Source organism: Rhodococcus sp. 05-2255-3B1 (genome assembly GCF_002258545.1).
Lineage (GTDB): Bacteria > Actinomycetota > Actinomycetes > Mycobacteriales > Mycobacteriaceae > Rhodococcoides.
Window position 1 is genome coordinate 59,283 of sequence record NZ_NOZC01000046.1, and the last position, 21,912, is coordinate 81,194.

General features: G+C 66.5%; 1 protein-coding gene. It reads left to right on the top strand.

The features are described from left to right. Positions 1 to 44 precede the first annotated feature (44 nt). Positions 45 to 21,818, top strand: coding sequence for a non-ribosomal peptide synthetase (locus CH249_RS26870; RefSeq protein WP_094683652.1), 21,774 nt, complete (start codon positions 45 to 47; stop codon positions 21,816 to 21,818). Positions 21,819 to 21,912 lie beyond the last annotated feature (94 nt).

Here is a 21,912-nt window from a genome sequence, read left to right on the forward strand (position 1 = left end):
AGTTCGCCGGTTGTGCACGTGGATCGATCAGGAGGAAAAGTTAGATGGCGGTAGGACGTCGAAGCGATGCAGCTCTGACGGTCGAGGACCTTCCGCGCTTGGTTCGGAGCGTTGCAGCGGTCGAACCCGACCGCGTGGCTCTCACGCACCTCGGTACGGAACTGACCTACGCCCGCCTGGACGAGGAGATCACCACCCTCGACGCGGCCATGGGAGGCGTCCTCGGCCCCGACGCGCTGGTCCCGGTCGTGCTGTCCAACACCCTCGCGGGCCTGATCGAGGCCACCGAAGGTGGTCTGGACTCGGTCGTGTCGACCGTCGTCACCGATGCTGTGTCCGTTCTCGGTGCCGACGATTCGACGTCGAGTTCTGCCGATCCCGAAGCCACCACGCTGTACGCGCTGTTCGCCGATCAGGCCGAGCGCACCCCGGACGCACCTGCGCTGGTCTTCGGCGACGAGACTCGCACCTACGCCGAGTTCGCCGCTTCCGTCGAGCGTCTCGCCAGGGTACTGATCGCACAGGGTGTCGGCCCCGATTCAGCGGTGGGACTGTCGATCCGTCGATCGTTCGATCTGCTGGTGGGCATGTACGCGATCTCCGCAGCAGGCGGGGCATACGTTCCGCTGGACCCGGATCATCCGGTCGATCGACTCGGGTACGTTCTCGACATCGCGAACCCGGTCCTGGTTCTGACGACCACGACGGACATGCCTCGGTTGCCCGAGGGCACCGTCACCGTTCTCGTCGACGACGTCGACCTGACCGAGGTGCCGGAAGGGCGGATCACCGATGCCGACCGGCGCGGAGCCCTGACCGAGGACGACCTCGCCTACGTCATCTTCACCTCCGGTTCGACGGGACGTCCGAAGGGCGTGGCGGTGAGCCACCGGGCCATCGTCGCCAACATCTCCTGGCGTCAGCGCGAATATGCGATGAGCACCGACGACGTCGTGCTGCAGAAGACACCGTTCACGTTCGACGTATCGGTGTGGGAGTTCTTCTGGCCGTTGCAGATCGGTGCCACGCTCGTGATCGCCGAGCCCGAGGGCCACCGCGACCCCGCCTACCTCGCCCGCGTCATCGGCGAGCGCAGCGTGAGCGTGACGCACTTCGTCCCGTCCATGCTCTCGGTGTACGTCGCCGAACCCACTGCTGCGCAGGCCGATTCGCTCCGAATGGTGTTCGCCTCCGGCGAGGCACTCCCGGCGCGCACCGTCAACGCGTTCCACTCCATCTCGAACGCGGAACTGCACAATCTGTACGGGCCGACGGAAGCGGCCGTCGATGTCACGTACTACCGAACCCAACAGGTGGAAGAAGCCTCGGTTCCCATCGGCGCTGCCGTCGACGACACCGACCTCTACGTGCTCGACGAAGGACTGCGGCGATCGCCCCGCGGAGTCGAGGGTGAGCTCTATCTCGCGGGCGTGCAGCTCGCTCGCGGATACCTCGGACGCACCGACCTGACCGCCGACCGGTTCGTGGCCGACCCGTTCGGTGAGCCGGGTGACCGCATGTACCGCACCGGTGACCTGGTGCGCCGACGCGGCGACGGCCTCATCGAGTACATCGGGCGCACCGACTTCCAGATCAAGCTGCGCGGCCTGCGCATCGAGCTGGGCGAAATCGAATCGGCGCTGCTCGCCGAGCCCGAGGTGACTCAGGCGGCCGTGCTGCTCCATTCGTCCGAGCAGTCGGAACAGCAGCTCGTCGGATACGTCGTCAGCACCGATCCCGATCTCGATCACGACGGCCTCGCGGACGCGGTGCGACGGCGCATGCCGGAATACATGGTGCCGTCGGTGTTCGTCGTCCTGGACGAGTTTCCGCTGAACGCGAGCGGCAAACTCGACCGAAAAGCGCTGCCTGCGCCCGATTTCGCATCGCAGGTGCAGGAATACCGCGCACCGAGCACCGAGACCGAGACCGCGTTGGTCTCGATCTTCGAGACCGTGCTCGGTATCGAGCGCATCGGTGTCGACGACGACTTCTTCGCACTCGGCGGCAACTCCCTCAACGCCACCCGCGTGATCGCGCGGGTCAACGCCGAACGTGGTTCGGCCGTCGACGTCCGTGCCTTCTTCGACGCTCCGACCGTTGCCGAACTCGCCGCGGCCGTGGACGCGTCGGATTCGACCGGCCACCGCATTCCGTTGACCGCGCAGCCGGATCACGACCACGTCCCGCTGTCGCTGGCTCAGCAGCGCATGTGGTTCCTCAACAGATTCGAGCCCGAATCTGCCGTCAACAACATCCCGGTGGCCCTGACCCTGTCCGGTGCACTCGACCTCACGGCGCTGCGTGCCGCGCTCGCCGACGTTCTCGATCGGCACGAGTCGCTGCGCACCGTGTTCCCGGACCGCGACGGCGTCGGCTACCAGCACGTACTCGCATCCGATTCGGCAACAGTCGAACTGGAGATCTCGGCGGCGGACGAGGCGGAGCTTCCCGCCACCCTGCTCGAGTTCGCTCTACGCCCGTTCGACCTGTCGGTGCAGCTACCCTTCCGGACATTGCTGCTCGCGTTGTCGGACACCGAGCACGTGCTCGCGTTCGTGGTCCACCACATCGCCGCCGACGGATTCTCCATGGGTCCGCTCACTCGCGACGTGGTGACGGCCTACGTTGCCCGCTCGAACGGCCACGACCCGCAGTGGACGCCGCTCGAGGTGCAGTACGCCGACTTCACGCTGTGGCAGAGAAAGGTTCTCGGCAACGAGGACGACCCCGAGTCGGTGCTCTCGGCTCAGCAGGAATATTGGCGCGGACGCCTCGGCGGAGCGCCCGACCAACTGGAACTGCCGACCGACCGGCCCCGTCCTGCCGTCGCCACCACCCGAGGTGGCACGTACAAGTTCGAGATCGATGCAGACCTGGTTCTCTCGCTCGAGAAGCTCGGCCGCGCACACGGTGCGACCACCTTCATGGTCGTGCACGCCGCACTGGCGATTCTGCTCGCCAAACTCTCTGCCAGCGAGGACATCTCGATCGGAACACCGGTGGCCGGACGTGGCGACGCAGTGCTCGACAACGTCATCGGTATGTTCGTCAACACCCTGGTTCTGCGCACCGCCGTCGAATCGGACGCGACGTTCGAGGACTTCCTGCGTGAGGTGAGAGGCGTCGACCTCGCGGCGTTCTCGCACGCCGACGTGCCGTTCGAGAAGCTGGTCGACGCGTTGGCTCCGGCGCGGTCGCAGGCCCGCCATCCGCTGTTCCAGGTGATGCTCACGTTCCAGAATCTCGACCAGACCTCGGTGGAGATCCCGGGTCTTCGCGTTGCCGCACTCGACTACGAGGCGGATCTGGCGAAGTTCGACCTGCAGGTGACGTTGTGGAATTCGATTGCCGCAGAAGGCGAGCCGTCGGGTCTGACCGTGGCGCTGACCTACGCCGCCGACCTCTTCGACGAATCCACTATGGCCGAATTCGGTCGGCGGTTCGAGCGGATTCTGGCAGCGATCACCGACTCGCCCACGGCCACGATCGGTGACATGCACTTGATCGACCCGGCCGAGCGCACGTCTGTTCTCGCGCTCGGTGCCGGAGAGGCGTCCGAAATCGATTCGGGCACAACGCTGGTCGACCTGTTCGATCGTCAGGTGGCCGAGACTCCGGATGCGCAGGCGTTGGTGTTCGAGGGTGAGCGGTTGACGTATGCGGAGTTCGCGGGGCGTGCGAATCGTCTTGCGCGACTTCTGGTGTCGGTGGGGGTTGGTCCTGATTCGCTGGTGGGGCTCGCGATCGGGCGGAGTCTGGACCTGTTCGTGGGTATGTATGCGATCGTGAAGGCCGGTGCGGGGTACGTGCCGATCGATCCGTCGCAGCCGGCGGATCGCAACGAGTACATCGTGGCGACGGCGGCTCCGGTTCGGGTGTTGTCGACGACGCGTGATCATGTGGAGTTCGCGGGGGTCGAGACGGTCGATATCGACACTGTCGATGTGTCGGGTCTGTCGCCGTTGCCGTTGTCCGATGCCGAGCGCACGGCACCGTTGCGGGCGTCGAATCTCGCGTACGTGATCTTCACGTCGGGTTCGACGGGTCGTCCGAAGGGTGTGGGGGTGTCGCACGCGGCGATCGTGAATCGGTTGTTGTGGATGCAGCACGAGTACGGGTTGAGCGCCGGGGATGTGGTGTTGCAGAAGACTCCGTCGACGTTCGATGTGTCGGTGTGGGAGTTCTTCTGGGCGTTGCAGAACGGGGCGTCGGTGGCCATCGCTGTTCCGGATGGTCATCGGGATGCGTTGTATCTGCTCGATGTGATTGCTCGTGAGCATGTGTCGGTGGTGCACTTCGTGCCGTCGATGATGTCGGTGTTCGTACCCGAAGCTCGGCGCGCACCGCACGCTGCCGAATCGCTCCGCCTGGTCTTCGCCTCCGGCGAAGCGCTTCCCCCCACGACAGCGCATGCGTTGCGCGCTGCCCTGCCACAACTGTCACTGCACAACCTGTACGGCCCGACCGAGGCTGCGGTCGACGTGACCTATCACGCGGTCACGGACGAGGACTCGGAAGTCATGCCCATCGGTGCGCCGGTGTGGAACACCTCTGTCTACGTGCTCGACTCGCACCTGGTTCCGGTACCGGCAGGGGTGACCGGCGAGCTCTATCTCGCAGGCACCCAGCTGGCCCGCGGCTACGTGGGACGCCCCGACCTGACCGCGGACCGCTTCGTCGCGGATCCGTTCGGACCCGGGGGTTCTCGGATGTACCGCACCGGTGACGTGGTGCGGTGGCTTCCCGATGGTGAACTGGAGTACGTCGGTCGGTCGGACTTCCAGGTGAAGCTGCGCGGCCTGCGCATCGAACTCGGCGAGATCGAATCGGCATTGCTGGAACTGTCCGGCATCGAGCAAGCGGTGGTGCTGGTCCGTCGAGACCAGCTGGTGGGCTACGTCGTTCCCGCCGACGGACCGGTCGACCACAGCCAGGTCCTCGGGGCGCTGCGTGAACGATTGGCCGAGTACATGGTTCCGGCCGCACTGGTCGAACTGGCCGAGTTCCCACTCGGTGCCAGTGGCAAGCTCGACCGGAAAGCGCTGCCGGATCCGCACTTCCAGGCGACCGAGTACCGGGCTCCGACGAATCCCATGGAGGAGATCGTCGGAGAGGTGTTCGCTGCCGTTCTCGGCATCGACCGCATCGGCGTCGACGACGACTTCTTCGCCCTCGGCGGAAACTCGCTCGTCGCAACCCGGGTCGCCTCGCGGCTGGGTACCGAGTTGCGCACGACCGTGCCCGTCCGCGTGATGTTCGAGGCCAGTACCGTTGCGGCCCTGGCGGCAGCATTGGAAAGCCATGTCGGAACCGGGACTTCGGCACCGTTGGTGCCGCAGGAGCGCCCCGAGCGGATCCCGCTCTCCCTGGCACAGCAGCGGATGTGGTTCCTGAACCGCTTCGAGCCCGAATCCGCCGTCAACAACATTCCGGTGGCCATCCGGCTCTCCGGGGCGCTGAACGTCTCCGCGCTGCAGTCCGCCGTCACCGATGTCCTCGACCGACACGAAGCGCTGCGCACCGTGTACCCGAGCGTGGACGGCACCGGGCACCAGGTGGTCCTGTCCGCCGCGTCCGTCGCACCGGACCTGACCCCGATCGCCTCCTCGGCGGAACAGGTGATCGGCGACCTCGTCGCCTTCGCGTCCGAGGGCTTCGACGTGACGGAGTCGGCTCCGTTGCGCGCCAAGCTCTTCCGAATCTCGGACGACGAGTACGTGCTCGTGTTCGTGGTACACCACATCAGCGCCGACGGTTGGTCGATGGGTCCGCTGACCCGCGACGTCATGACTGCGTACGTGGCCCGAGTGGCCGGAGACTCTCCCGCGTGGACACCACTGGCGGTGCAGTACGCCGACTTCGCCGTATGGCAGCGTGACGTTCTCGGAGACGACACCGAACCGGGCAGCCTGATGGCAACGCAGGCCGACTACTGGCGTACTGCACTGGCGGATCTGCCGAGCGAGCTGACCTTGCCGTACGACCGGCCACGTCCGGCGGTGCAGTCGTACGAGGGCGGGCGATTCCAGTTCGACATCGATGCCGAGGTGCACGAGTCGCTGACCGAGCTGGCCAAGTCGACCGGAACCACGTTGTTCATGGTCGTCCACGGTGCCCTCGCCCTGTTCCTGGCGCGGATGTCGACCTCCGACGACGTCGCCGTCGGTACGGCCGTGGCCGGACGAGGCGAGGCAGTACTCGACGACGTGATCGGCATGTTCGTCAACACGTTGGTGCTGCGCACGAAGGTCGACCGAAGCCGAGGATTCACCGAACTGCTGGCACAGATCCGTGACGTGGACCTCGAGGCGTTTGCGCACGCGGACATCCCGTTCGAGCGACTGGTCGATCTGCTCGAGCCCGAACGGTCGACGGCGCGTCATCCGCTGTTCCAGGTGGCGATCGCCTTCGAGAACCTCCCGCCGAGCCACTTCGAGCTTCCGGGACTCACGGTCTCCGCCGTGGACGTCGAGGTCGACACCGCCAAGTTCGACCTGTCGTTGACCCTGCACGAGAAGCCCGGTGGAGCCGGTCTCGCGGCCAGCTTCGTCTATGCGCGAGATCTGTTCGACGAGAAGACGATCGAAGTGTTCTCGCGCCGATTCCGGTGGTTGCTCGACGCGGTTGCCACCACACCGGACGTTCCGGTCGGCGACCTGTCGATTCTCTACGACGACGAGTACGACCGCCTCACACACGTGCACGGTGACGACGTGCTGGCCGGCGGCACCCTGGCCGAGATACTCACGGCCGGAGCCGCCCTCGATCCGTCGGCCGTGGCCATCAGGTACGAGGGACGATCGATCTCCTACGCCGAACTCGACGCGACCTCCTCCCAGCTCGCACGCGTTCTCATCGAACGCGGTGCGGGCCCCGAATCCGTTGTGGCACTCGCATTTCAACGCTCCTACCTCATGGTGCTGGCGGTGTGGGCAGTGGCGAAGTCGGGTGCGGCCCACCTGCCCGTCGATCCCACGTATCCGGAGGACCGAATCGGGCACATGATCGCCGACTCCGGTGCCATGCTAGGTCTGACCACCAGCGCGCATTCGGATGCGCTGTCCGCCGGACACCCGAGTTTTCCGTGGTCGAGCCTCGACGACGACGAGTTCGTGGCCGAGGTCCGCACCCGGTCCGCCGAGCCGGTCACCGACGCCGACCGACTGCGGCCCGTCACGTTCCAGAACCCGGCCTACGTCATCTACACCTCCGGCTCGACGGGTAAGCCGAAGGGCGTCGTCGTCACGCACGCCGGACTCGGCGGTGTTCTCGACGCAGCAACCGACCTGTACCACCTGAAACCGGCCTCGAGGTTCCTGCACGTCTGCTCGCCCAACTTCGATCCTTCGGTCCTGGAGTGGATGGCAGCGTTCTCCGTCGGTGCGACGTTGGTGGTCGTGCCTGCGTCGATTCTCGGCGGCACCGAGCTGTCCGAACTGCTGAAGGCGGAGAAGGTCACCCACACCATCATCACCCCGGCAGTTCTGGGCACGATGGATCCGCACGGTATCGACTCGCTCGAAGTGCTCTCGGTCGGCGGCGATGTGACCACTCCCGAACTGCTCGCCCGATGGGCACCGGGCCGAAAGTACTTCAACGGATACGGGCCGACCGAGACGACGATCATCTCGAGCTTCGCCGAGTTGACGCCCGGCGCACCGATCACCATCGGTCGACCCATCCACGGCATGTCCGTGCTCATCCTCGATTCCCGACTCGAACCGGTTCCGACCGGTGTCGCGGGTGACCTCTATCTGTCGGGCGGTGCGCTCGCTCGCGGCTATCTCGGTAGGCCCGGTCTGTCTTCCGAGCGCTTCGTGGCCAACCCGTACGGCATCGACGGCGCACGGATGTACCGCACCGGCGACGTGGTGCGGTGGACGGACGATCTGCAGCTGCAGTTCGTGGGACGTACCGATTTCCAGGTGAAGGTGCGCGGATTCCGTATCGAGCTCGGCGAGATCGACTCGGCGCTCGCCGCCGATCCCAGCGTCGATTTCGCAGTGACGGTGGGTCATCTGCTTCCCTCCGGCGTCACGACTCTCGTGTCCTACGTTCTGCCCGTGCGCGGCAGCGTGATCGATGTCGAGGAACTCGCCGCCTTCGTCGGAAAGTCGCTGCCGGGGTACATGATTCCGGCGTCCATCGTGGTTCTCGATGCGATCCCGCTGACCCCGGTCGGCAAGCTCGACCGGACCGCACTACCTGCCCCGGTGTTCGAGGCCGGTCGGTTCAGGGCACCCACCACCGCGGTCGAGGAGACCGTCGCGGATGTGTTCGCCGGTGTGCTCGGTATCGACCGGGTGGGGCTCGACGACGACTTCTTCGCACTCGGCGGAAACTCGCTGATCGCAACGCAGGTCGTCTCGCGGCTCGGCGCGGCTCTGGACACCGTGGTGCCGGTACGGGCCCTCTTCGAGAGCCCGACCGTTGCGGCGCTGGCGGCGCACGTGGAGACAGCCGTCGGATCCGGTTCCAGGGCGACACTGGCACCGAGACCGCGTCCGGAACGCCCGCCCCTGTCGTCGGCCCAGCAGCGCTACTGGTTCCTGAACCGGTTCGACACCACGTCGTCGGTGGACAACATCCCGTTCGCGGTGCGGCTGTCGGGTGACCTCGACGTCGCGGCGTTGCACTCGGCCGTTCTCGACGTTCTCGAACGTCACGAATCGCTGCGGACGCAGTACCCCGATTCGCCCGAAGGCCCGTACCAGCAGGTACTTCCGGCCGCCGAGGTCTCCCTGGACCTGACCGTCCGCGACCTGTCCGCCGGTGAGCAGGACGATGTCGCGGCGGTCGTCGGGGAATTCTTCCGACGCGGCTTCGACGTCACCGCCGAGGTGCCGGTCGATGCCCGACTGTTCCGCGTCGCCGATGCCGAGTACGTTCTGGCATTCGTCGTCCACCACGTCTCGGCGGACGGTGCCTCGATGGGCCCGTTGGCAGTGGACATCATGACTGCGTACACCGCGCGCTCGACCGGTAGCGCGCCGGACTGGGAACCGCTCCCCGTGCAGTACGTCGACTTCGCCTTGTGGCAGCGTGACGTACTCGGTTCCGAATCCGATCCCGATTCACTTGCCGCCCGGCAGGTTTCGTTCTGGAAGCAGGCTCTGGCCGAGCTGCCGGATCAGCTGGCGCTTCCCGCCGATCGCCCACGCCCGCCGAGCCAGAGCTTCCGTGGCGACACGGTGCGTTTCACCGTCGACGCGGGACTGCACCAGGGTCTCGCCGAACTTGCACGCGCACATCGGTCCACGTTGTTCATGGTCGTGCACTCGGCGTTCGCGGTGTTCCTGGCCAAGCTCTCCGGTTCCGAGGACATCGCCATCGGCAGCCCCATCGCCGGCCGCGGCGAGCGTGCCCTCGATCCCATGATCGGAATGTTCGTCAACACGTTGGTGTTCCGGTCGACGGTCGAGCCGTCGATGACGTTCGAGGAGCTGCTCGCGCAGTCGCGCGAGCGTGACCTGTCCGCATTCGCGCATGCGGACGTGCCGTTCGAGCGCCTCGTCGAGGTGCTCAACCCGGTCCGTTCGACCGCCCGCAACCCGTTGTTCCAGATCGGCCTGAGTTTCCAGAACCTCGCCGATTCGACGTTCGAGCTCCCCGGGCTGACGGTCAGTGCGGTCGACGCCGACACGACGACGGCCAAGACCGATCTGCAGCTGTCGATATCGGACCAGTACGAATCGGACGGTTCACCGGCCGAGTTGGCGGCCGAATTCAGTTACGCCACAGACCTGTTCGACCGATCGACCATCGACGGTTTCGTCGAGCGATTCGTCGAGGTGCTGCGGGCCGTGGCGAACGACCCCTCGGTCGTCGTCGGGGATCTCGATGTCCTCACAGCGACCGAACGCAACACCATCGTGCACGAATGGAACGACACCGCGCATCCGGTCGACTCCGATCCGACCCTGGCGGCACTGTTCGACCGTCGGGTGCAGGCGGACCCGGACGCGATCGCGCTGATCGACGCGCGGCAATCGCTGACCTACCGTGAGTTCGACGCACGGATCAACCGGCTTGCGCGGGTCCTGATCGCTTCGGGGGTCGGCCCCCAGGTGACCGTGGCCCTGGCAATCCGCAGGTCCGTCGAGTTGCTGGTGGCCATGTACGCAGTCACCAAGGCCGGCGGCGCGTACGTGCCGATCGACCCCGATCAGCCCGCGGAGCGGAACACCTACATCCTCGAGGTCGCCGCTCCGGCGCTGGTGCTCTGCACCGCCGGTGTCGACATCGACACCGCAACGGTGCCGGTCGTGTCGATCGACACCGACCCCAGGCTGCACGATTCGGATGCGGCGTTGTCCGATGCGCCCGTCACCGACGCCGAGCGCATCGCTCCGCTGCGCGCCGCCAACACCGCGTACGTCATCTTCACGTCCGGATCGACCGGTCGACCCAAGGGCGTCGCGGTGAGCCACCGCGCGATCGTCAACCAGTTGCTCTGGCAGGCAGAGCATTACGGAATCGACAGCACCGACCGGGTGCTGCTCAAGACCGCAGCGACGTTCGACCTGTCCGTCTGGGAATTCTGGGTGGCGACGATCTCCGGCGGTGCCGTCGTGATCGCCGAGGCCGGTGCACAGGGTGATGCGGCCTATCTGGTGGACCTGATCGCCGAACGATCGGTCACCACGCTGCACACCGTGCCCTCCGTGCTCGACGCCCTCGTCGCCGCGTCGGCGGGATCACTTCCCAAGAGTCTGAAAAGGATCCTGGCGATCGGTGAGGCGCTTCCGGTGGCGACCGCAGACCGCGCACTGCGTGCCTCCACCGCGCGACTGGACAACCTGTACGGCCCGACGGAAGCCGCCGTGTCGGTGACCGCACATCGCGTCGCCCGGACGAGCGGCACCTCCGTACCCATCGGTGGACCCGAGTGGAACACCCGGGTCTACGTCCTGGACTCGCGACTGGCACCGGTACCGGTTGGCGTGGCAGGCGAGCTCTATCTCGCGGGCGTGCAGCTGGCCGAGGGCTACGTCGCTCGGCCGGACCTGACCGCGGAGCGCTTCGTGGCCGACCCGTTCACTCCGGGCGGACGGCTGTACCGCACCGGCGACCTCGTCACCTGGCGCAAGGACGGCCAACTCGAGTACGTCGGCCGAACCGACTTCCAGGTCAAGATCCGTGGATTCCGCATCGAACTCGGTGACATCGATGCTGCACTGGGGTCGCTGAGCGAGGTCGGCGACGTTGCGGTGCTTGCACTCGACGACACCGGACTCGGCGCCCGCCTCGTGGCCTACGTCGTGCCCGCTGCCGGTGCCACGGTGGACCCCGACGGGCTGCGCTCGGCTCTGTCCGGCCGGCTGCCGTCGTACATGGTTCCGTCGGCTTTCGTGATCCTCGATGCATTGCCTCGCAACGCCAACGGGAAGCTGGACCGAAAAGCGTTGCCGGATCCGCAGTTCGAGACCGTACAGTTCCGTGCACCGACCAACCCGGTCGAAGAGGCAGTGGCGACGGTGTTCGCCGAGGTGCTCTCGGTGGAACGCGTCGGTCTGGACGACGACTTCTTCGCGCTCGGCGGCAACTCGCTGATCGCGACCCAGGTGGTCTCCCGACTGGGAGCCGCGCTCGACACTCAGGTGCCGGTGCGATCGATATTCGAGTCGCCGACCGTTCTCTCGCTCGCCCGTGCCGTCGAATCCAAGGTGGGCACCGGTGCACGACGGGCCCTCACGGCACGTCCGCGGCCCGACGTGGTTCCTCTGTCGATGGCGCAGCAGCGCATGTGGTTCCTGAGCCAGTTCGATCCGACCTCTGCCGTGAACAACATTCCGGTGGCAATTCGGTTGTCCGGCAATATCGATGCCGATGCTCTGTCGAGTGCCGTCCTCGATGTGATCGCACGCCACGAAATTCTGCGCACCGTCTACCCGGAGGTCGACGGACGAGGCAGTCAGGTGGTTCTCGGTACCGCCGAGGCGGGCGTGACGGTGGCCGTCGACGACGTCGATGCCGGCTCCGTGGAGCAGGTCCTGCGAACCTTCGTCTCGGCCGGATTCGACGTGACCCGTGCCGTTCCGGTTCGGGTCCGGATTCTGCAGCTGAGCGAGTCCGAGTACGTACTGGCGTTCGTGGCGCACCACATCGCCGCGGACGGATTCTCGATGGGGCCGCTGACCCGTGACGTGATGCTCGCCTACACCGCCCGCGTAGCGGGGGAGAGTCCGCAGTGGGCACCACTTGCCGTGCAGTACGCGGACTACACCCTGTGGCAGCGGGACGTCCTCGGTTCGGCGGACGACCCCGAGTCGCCACTGGCAGCTCAGTTGGCGTACTGGACGGCGGTCCTCGCGGGAGCGCCGGCGCAGCTCGATCTGGCCACCGACCGTCCACGGCCCGCCGTGGCGTCCTATCGTGGTGCGGCGTACAACTTCTCGATCGATGCGGCCCTGCAGTCGAACATCGCCCGCCTCGCTCGATCCGCCAATGCGACCGACTTCATGGTGGTGCACACCGCCCTGGCCGTGTTGCTGTCTGCGATGGCGGGAACCGACGACGTCACGATCGGAACCCCGGTGGCAGGCCGAGGCGACGCCGATCTGGACGGACTCGTCGGCATGTTCGTCAACACGCTCGCGCTGCGTACCGGGGTGGACCCGGCGGCGTCGTTGCGCGAGCAACTGGCGCTCGTCCGAGACGCCGATCTCGGTGCCTTCGGGCATGCCGACGTGCCGTTCGAGCGGCTCGTCGACGAGCTGGCACCGGACAGGTCTCAGGCCAGGCATCCGATCTTCCAGGTCATGCTGACCTTCCAGAACCTCGAACGGCAGACGTTGACGCTGCCCGAGCTCGTTGTCGAGGGGATCGACCTCGGCAGCGCGTTCGCCAAGTTCGATCTGCAGGTCACGCTGTGGGAGAACGTCGACGAATCCGGCGCTCCCGCCGGTATCGACGTCCAATTCGATTACGCCACAGATCTGTTCGACGAGTCGACCATGAGTTCGCTCGCGCGTCGCCTGGTGCGCGTCCTCGGCACTCTCGTCGACGACCCGGATCGCGTGGTCGGTGACGTCGACATTCTCGAGGACGGTGAGCGCTCGCGCGTCCTGGAGGAGTGGAACGCGACCGGGCACGAGGTGGATGCCGCGGCGACGCTGGTGTCTCTGTTCGAGTCCCGGGTTGCGGCGAGCCCGGAGAACATCGCGACGAGCTTCGGCGACGAACGGGTGAGCTATCGCGAGTTCTCGGACCGCGTGAACGCACTGGCGCGAGTTCTCGTCTCGGAAGGGGTGGGCCCGGAAACCGTCGTGGCGACCGCCATGCGGCGATCGGTCGACATGCTGGTGGGCATCTATGCGGTGCTCACCGCCGGTGGTGCCTACGTTCCGGTCGATCCGGATCTGCCCGCCGAACGAATCGGGTACATCCTCGACACCGCGGCACCGGTGGTCCTGCTCACGACCGAGCGAGATGGCGCTGGACTCCGATCCGATGTCACCCGAATCCTGGTCGACGCCGTCGACACCACAGGTGTGTCCGCTGCACCGATGACCGACGCCGAGCGGATCGCACCGCTGCGGCCCGCCGACATCGCCTACGTCATCTTCACGTCCGGATCGACCGGTCGCCCCAAGGGTGTCGCGGTGAGCCACGAGTCGATCGTCAACCGATTGCTGTGGATGCAGGCGGAGTACTCACTCACCGAGAGCGACAAGGTGTTGCAGAAGACGCCGGTCACGTTCGACGTGTCGGTGTGGGAGCTGTTCTGGCCGTTGCAGATCGGTGCCGAGCTCGTGATCGCCGAACCCGACGGCCATCGGGATCCGATCTACCTGGTGAACACCGTCGCGCAACGCGGTATCACCGTTGCCCACTTCGTGCCCTCGCTGCTCGCGGTGTTCGCCGCGGCCGACGGCGTCTCGAAGTGCACCGGTTTGCGTGCGGTCTTCGCCTCCGGCGAGGCGCTGCCTGCCTCGGTCGCCTCGGCCCTGCGCGCTGCACTGCCGACCACCGAGCTGCACAACCTGTACGGCCCGACCGAGGCCGCAGTCGACGTGACCTACCACCGCGTGGTGCCGGCCGACATCGCGTCGGTCCCCATCGGCGCTCCGGTCTGGAACACCCGAGTCACCGTGCTCGATGCACGCCTGCACCCGGTTCCGGTCGGGGTACCCGGGGAGCTGTATCTCGCCGGGGTTCAACTCGCCCGTGGATATCTGGGGCGTGCGGACCTCACCGCGGACCGGTTCGTCGCCGACCCGCACGGCACTGCCGGGTCGAGGATGTACCGCACCGGAGACCTGGTTCGGTGGACCGCCGACGGTGAGCTCGAATACCTCGGTCGCACCGACTTCCAGGTCAAGCTGCGCGGACTGCGGATAGAGCTGGGCGAGATCGAGGCCGCGCTGACGGCACACCCGTCCGTCGACCAGGCCGTGGTCCTCGTGCGTCGGACGCCGTCGGCCGGTGAAATCCTGGTGGGCTACCTCGTGCCCGCTGCCGGGACCACGATCGACGCCGACGCGGTCACCGCTGCCGTCGCCGCATCGGTGCCCGAGTACATGGTTCCCGCCGGTCTCGTGACTCTCGACGCCTTGCCGCTCGGCCCGAACGGCAAGCTCGACCGACGAGCGCTACCGGAACCGGAGTTCGGAAGCGACGCCGAATACCGCACCGCCAGTACCGATACCGAACGCATCATCGCGGAGGTCTTCGCGGACGTGCTCGGACTCGACACCGTCGGCGTCGACGATTCGTTCTTCGCGCTCGGGGGCGACAGCATCGTCTCCATCCAGCTGGTCTCCCGCGCGAAGGCACGGGGAATCCAATTCGGGCCACGAGATGTGTTCGAGCGCAAGACCGTCGCGGGTCTCGCCGAGATCGCGGTGACCGTCGGCGAAGGCAGCGACGCGGTCGTGCTCGAGGAACTCGACGGCGGTGGAATCGGCTGGATGCCGTTGCCGCCGTTCGGTGCCGCACTGATGGAGCGCGGTGGGGGCCGGTCGCGGTTCCATCAGGCCGTCACGCTCGAACTGCCGATCGGCATAGACCGAGCCGGAATTCTCGCGACGCTGAACGCCGTGATCGATCGACACGACGTGGTGCGCTCCACCCTGGTCCACGACGACCGTGGGTGGGGGCTCGACGCTGCGGCACCGGGGAGTGTCGACGCGGGCTCGTTGCTGACCGTGGCCGACACGGATTCCGCTGCAACGGCATTCGATTCCGCTGTCGGAACCCTCGACCCCGAGGCCGGGCGCATGCTGGCCTTCGTATGGGTCGATCACGGCCCCACCGAAGCAGGCACGCTCTCCGTCATCGCCCATCACCTCGTGATCGACGGAGTGTCCTGGCGAATCCTGATCCCCGACTTCGTCTCCGCGTGGGCACAGTTGTCCGCGGGAGCGAACCCGGCTCTTCCCGAGGTGGGAACGTCGATGCGGCGGTGGACGCATGCGTTGGTCGATGCGGCCTCGAGCCAGGCGCGCCTGGCGGAACTGCCGATGTGGCGTCGGATCGCCGACACCGAGGACCCCGTTCTCGGCGAGCGTCCCTTCGATCCTGCACTCGACGTCGTTGCCACCCTCGACAGGGTCGATGTCGAACTGACACCCGAGGTGACCCGCAGTCTGTTGACGACCGTGCCGGAGATCTTCCGCGGTGGCGTCGCCGACGGGTTGCTCGCCGGGTTGGCGCTCGCGGTCACGAAACTGCGTGCGGAGCACGGAATGTCGGCTCCGGCCACGCTGGTGCAGCTCGAAGGGCACGGCCGCGAGGAAGCAGTGGTGCCTGGAGCCGATCTGGGACGCACCGTCGGCTGGCTGACCAGCCTGTTCCCGGTGCGCCTCGACCTCACCGGTATCGACGTCGATGCCGCATTCGCCGGTGGCCGGCAATTGAGCGAGGCGGTCAAGGCGGTCAAGGAACAGATGCTGGAGCTGCCCGAGCGAGGAATGGGCTGGGGACTGTTGCGGTACCTCAACCCCGAGACCGCAGCGGAGCTCTCCGAACTCGGCACCGGCCAGATCAGCTTCAACTACCTCGGACGCGTCAACACCGGCGAGGTGCCGGACGAGATGAAGGCGCTCGGATGGCTACCCTCAGCGGACAACGAGCTGTCGGCGGCCGGTGACGCCGACATGGCTGCCAACAAGACCGTCGACATCAATGCCATCGTCCTCGACACCGACGACGGCGGCGTACTGAGTGCGTCGTTCGCATTCCCGACCGGAGCGGTGACCGAGGCGACCGTCGAGCGGCTCGCGCAGCTGTGGTCGGACGCGTTGACCGCGCTCGCAGCGCATGCCGAGGCCCCCGGCTCGGGTGGCCTGACGCCGTCGGACGTGCCGCTGGTTCGGCTCTCACAGTCCGACATCTCGTCCTTCGAGGCGCGGTACCCGGAGCTGACGGACATCTGGTCGCTGTCGCCGCTGCAGCAGGGACTGCTCTTCCACGCACTGTTCGCGGACGCGTCGATCGACGTCTACACGATGCAGGTGGTGCTCGACCTCGCCGGTGACGTCGACGACGATCGCCTGCACCGCGCGGCGCAGACACTCCTGGACCGGTACGACAATCTACGGACGTCCTTCACCGCGACCGCGGACGGCGAGACGGTGCAGATCGTCCAGCGGAATGTTCGGCTGCCCTGGAACACGATCGATCTGTCCCATCTCGACGGACCCGAACGCGACGCTGCCGTGGCCGACGCTCTGGCCGCGGATCAGCGTCGACACTTCGATGTCTCCACCGCGCCGCTGTTGCGATTCCTGCTCGTCAGGATCACGCCGACCACGTACAAGCTCGCGATGACCAATCATCACGTGTTGCTCGACGGATGGTCGTTGCCGCTGGTGATGAAGGAACTGTTGTACCTGTACGCGGCGCAGAGCTCCACCGAGTCGCTGCCTCGGGTGCGGACGTATCGCTCGTACCTGGCGTGGCTCGATCAACAGGACCCGGCTGCGTCTCTGAGCGCGTGGACTCGGGCACTGGACGGTGTCGAGGAACCGACCTTCGTCGCTCCGCCGAGTGTCGGACGAGAGATCTCGTCGAGATCGGCCGAGGCGGAGTCGTCGACCGACGTCGAGACCACCGCGGCGCTCGTAGCGCTCGGTGGCAGGCTCGGCGTCACCGTCAACACTCTGGTGCAGGCGGCGTACGGTCTGCTGGTCGCTCACATCACCGGACGAACCGACGTCGTGTTCGGTGCGACGGTTTCCGGTCGGCCCGCAGGTCTGCCGGGCGTGGAGTCGATGATCGGGCTGTTCATCAACACCATTCCGGTCCGAGTGCGATTCGACCCGGCGGAGACGGTGGAGTCGTACCTCGGCCGGATCCAGGGTGAACAAGCAGATCTTCTCGACCATCACCACATGGGGCTGGTCGACATCCAGCGGGCGATCGGCGTCGGCAATCTGTTCGACACGCTGACCATCTTCGAGTCCTACCCGGTGGACGAAGCGCAACTGACGCAACAGGCCGCGGCCATCGACGGCATGACCGTCGAAGGCGTGAGCTCCAACGACAACACCCACTACCCGCTGACGCTGCTCGTCGTGGCCGAGGACCGAATCTCGTTCACGCTCAAGTACATCAGTGATCTGTTCGATCCCGCGTACATCGACTCCGTGCTGGCACGCCTGGTCGGCATACTCGAGACCTTCGTATCCGACACCACGGTCGCGGTCGGCGACATCGATCTACTCGGGGCTCGAGAACGAACCCGAGTGATCGAGACCTGGAACGACACCGCGCACGAGGTCGACGCAGGCGTCATGCTGACCGAGCAGTTCCGGGCCCGAGTGGTCGCGAATCCGGATGCGCCGGCAGTGGTGTTCGAGGACACGACCGTCACGTATGCGGAGTTCTCGGATCGAGTCAATTGCCTCGCGCGACACCTGGTGTCTCTCGGTGTCGGGCCGCAATCGCTCGTCGCACTCGGAATGCGGCGCGGGATCGACCTCATGGTCGGCATTTATGCCGTCCTCGAAGCCGGTGGTGCCTACGTGCCCATCGATCCGGACCACCCCTCGGATCGAATCGAGTACATCCTCGACACCGCGGAGCCGGTCGTCGTCCTCTCCACCAGTGGTGATCGGGCGGGTCTACCCGAGCGTTTCCCGATTCTCGAACTCGACACTCTCGACCTCACCGTTCACGCGACCGGTGCGTTGACCGACGCCGATCGACTGGCACCGGTGCGCCCGGGAAACACCGCCTACGTCATCTTCACCTCGGGATCGACGGGACGACCCAAGGGCGTTGCGGTGTCGCACCGAGCCGTCGTCAACGAGATGGCCTGGATGGTGCAGCAGTATTCGCTCGACGCGAACGATGTCTACATGCAGAAGACCGCAACGACATTCGACGTGTCGCTGTGGGGATTCTTCCTACCGCTCTGGGTCGGTGCAACGGTTGTTCTGGCCACACCGGACGGCCATCGCGATCCCGCGTACGTCGCCGATCGGATCGCTCGGCACGGCGTGACCATCACCGATTTCGTACCGTCGATGCTCACGGTGTTCGCCGCGTACGCCACAGCGGAACAGTGCCGTTCGCTTCGGCACGTGTTCGTGGTCGGCGAAGCGCTACCGCCGGAAACGGTGACCGATTTCCGAGCGATCAGCTCGGCCGGCATTCACAACCTGTACGGGCCGACCGAAGCCGCGGTGACGGTGACGTTCTGGGAGACCGGGCCGGGGGATGTCTCGACGGTTCCGATCGGTGCGCCGGAGTGGAACACCCAGGCCTACGTTCTCGACGGGCGACTGCACCCGGTGGCAGCAGGAACCGCGGGTGAGCTGTATCTGGCGGGCACCCAGCTCGCCGACGGCTATCTCGGCCGCGTCGACCTGACGATGGACCGGTTCGTGGCCAACCCGTTCGCCACCAACGGTGACCGGATGTACCGCACCGGTGACCTGGTCAGATGGCGTCCGGGCCAGGACACGGTCGGGGTGCTCGAGTACATCGGACGCACCGACTTCCAGGTCAAGTTCCGTGGCCAGCGCATAGAACTCGGCGAGATCGAGACCGCGCTGTTGACTCATCCCGACGTCAATCAGGCCACCGCGGTGGTCGCGACGACAGGTGCCGGAGATCAGCTCGTGGGCTACGTCGTTCCCGGGCCGGACCGAACGCTGGACCCGGCCGAGGTGCGCACGTTCGTCGGCGGTGCACTGCCGGCATACATGGTGCCGTCCACGGTGATGGTGCTCTCGGAGTTCCCGCTCAACACCAGTGGCAAGCTGGACCGAAAAGCATTGCCGCAACCAGTGTTCGAGGTCAAGACGTTCCGCGCTCCCGCAACTGCCGTCGAGGAGACGATCGCGCAGATCTACGCCGAACTGCTCGGCGTGGAGCGCGTCGGATCGGACGACGACTTCTTCGATCTCGGCGGCAACTCGCTCATCGCGACCCGGGTCGCCGCACGCGTCGCTGCGGCGCTCGGCAAGAAGGTCGGTGTTCGAGATCTGTTCGAGGCCTCGACCGTTGCCGCGCTCGCAGCTCGGGCCGAATCGCGTATCGACGACGCGAACGACGTGCCGTTGCGGCGACGGGCACCCGGCGGACGGGTTCCGCTCTCGCTCGCCCAGCAGCGCATGTGGGTACTCAACCGACTGGACCCCGATTCCGGGGCGTACAACATGCCGTTGGCCCTGCGTCTTCGAGGTGAACTGGACGTCGCTGCACTGCAGGCTGCGGTGACCTCGACGGTGGAACGCCACGAGTCGCTTCGTACCCGGTATCCGGAGGACACCGACGGTTCGCCCTACCAGGAGATCATGGACGTCGAGGGTGTCGTTCCCGACCTGACGCCCGGCGATGCGCCGAGCGATGCCGACACCGCCGATCGTGTTCGCGCGATGATCCACGGCGGCTTCGATGTCACCGCGGCACCACCGATCCGCGGAGCCCTGTTCCGCACCGGCCCGGACGAGCACGTGTTCGTCATCGTCATGCACCACATCAGTGGGGACGGCGCGTCCATGACGCCCCTGGCCCGCGACGTCATGACCGCCTACCTCGCTGCAGCCTCGGGAAATGCCTACACTCCCGAACCGCTGACGGTGCAGTACGCCGACTTCGCCGTATGGCAACGTCAGGTCCTGGGATCGGACAGCGATCCCAGCTCGATACTGTCCGAGCAGTTGGCATTCTGGGCGGACGAACTGGCCGGCATCACTGCGGTCGTGTCGCTGCCGTGGGACCGACCTCGGCCTGCCACCGCGACATTGCGCGGGGCCGGATTGAGTACCCAGCTCGACGAATCGACCCACTCCGGGCTCGTCGCCATCGCGCGCGAGAACAACGCCACCCTGTTCATGGTGCTGCACGCGGTACTCGGCGTGTTGTTGTCGAGAATGAGTGGCTCCCGCGACTTCGCGGTCGGCACACCCATCGCCGGCCGCGGGCACGAACAACTCGACGGGCTCGTAGGGATGTTCGTCAACACGCTGGCGTTGCGGACGAACGTCGACCCGGACGCCACCTTCGCAGAACTGTTGAACACGCTGCGCGAGAACGACCTTCGGGCCTTCGCCAACTCCGACGTGCCGTTCGAGCGAGTGGTCGACGCCATCGCCCCGGACCGACATGCCGGGTACACCCCGCTGTTCCAGACCGTCCTGTCGGTCGAACCGCACGGCGATGCGCGCTTCGAGCTGCCGAACCTGGTGGTCGAACCCGTGAGCGGCTTCGAGCCGACGGCGAAGTTCGACCTGCAGGTGACGGTGGAGACACAGCACGCCGAAGGGGAGTCGGGGACCGGAACCCTGATCGTGGAGTGGGTGTACGCCGCCGACATCTTCGACGAGTCCACCGTGGCATCGCTGGCAGCTCGATTCGCTCGTATCGCCGAGGCCGTGGCGGAAACACCGTCTGCGATCGTCGGAGACATCGACGTACTCGATGCCGCCGAACGAGCGGTGCTGTCCGACGCGCGAGAGACCACGGATACCGGTTCGGCACCGGTTCGATCGGATCTGACTCTGCCCCAGGTGCTCACCGCCGCGGTCGACACCGATCCCGATGCGCCCGCACTGTCCACGGGCGGTGTCGAGACGACCTACCGTGAGCTCGACGAGCAGTCGTCGCGTCTGGCACGTCTCCTGATCGACCACGGCGTCGGGCCGGGCGTCGTCGTCGCTGTCGCCATCGTGGACGGGGTTCAGGCCGTCGCGACGCGTTGGGCGGTCGCGAAAGCGGGAGCGGCCCTCGTTCCCGTCGATCCGGCAGATTCGGACGGTACGACCGCGTCGGTCGAGCCGACGGGCGCAACGGTTGCGGTCGTCGACGAAGACGACGTACCGGCATGGGCCGGGTCGATGACGGTCGTCCCACTCGGCCGCACCGACATCGTCGATGCGATCGCCGCCCATTCCCCGCGACCGGTGACCTACACCGATCGGACCGCGGTGCTCGGGCCCGACAGTCCGGCCCTGGTCGGGAACGACGGAACCGTCGTCGATCACGGAACCCTCGCGGCACTGGCGGCGAGAGCCGTCACCGAGTGGTCGGTCGAATACGATTCGCGGCTCGCGGTTCCCGCTCGTTTCGACACCGCTGCGGCGGTGCTGGCCGGAGTGGTCGCGGTGACGGCAGGTGCGGCCCTGATCCTCGATCAGGCGGAGTCGGCCGAGGACGCCGCCGAGATCGTGTCCGCGGAATGGGCGACGCACGCGTTCCTCACCGCAGCAGCGATCGCTGCCCTCGAAGAGTCGGCATCCGACGATCGGGAGGATCTCGTCGCCGTCGTTTCGGTCGACGGTGACCGCCACGAGGCGATGCAGGACGGGATCCCGGTGCACCGTCTGCCTGAACCGATCGGGACGGGCCGACCGATAGGCTGAGGCCAACTGCAACGCCGACCACCGCGTGAACGATCAACCGTGGGGGTGACCGTCGGTCGCCTCCACGGTCGACGGTGCGGCGAAGAACTGGTGA

Coding starts and splice junctions, on each gene's coding strand:
- CH249_RS26870 (WP_094683652.1), top strand. CDS start 45: ATGGCGGTAGGACGTCGAAGCGATGCAGCTCTGACGGTCGAGGACCTT.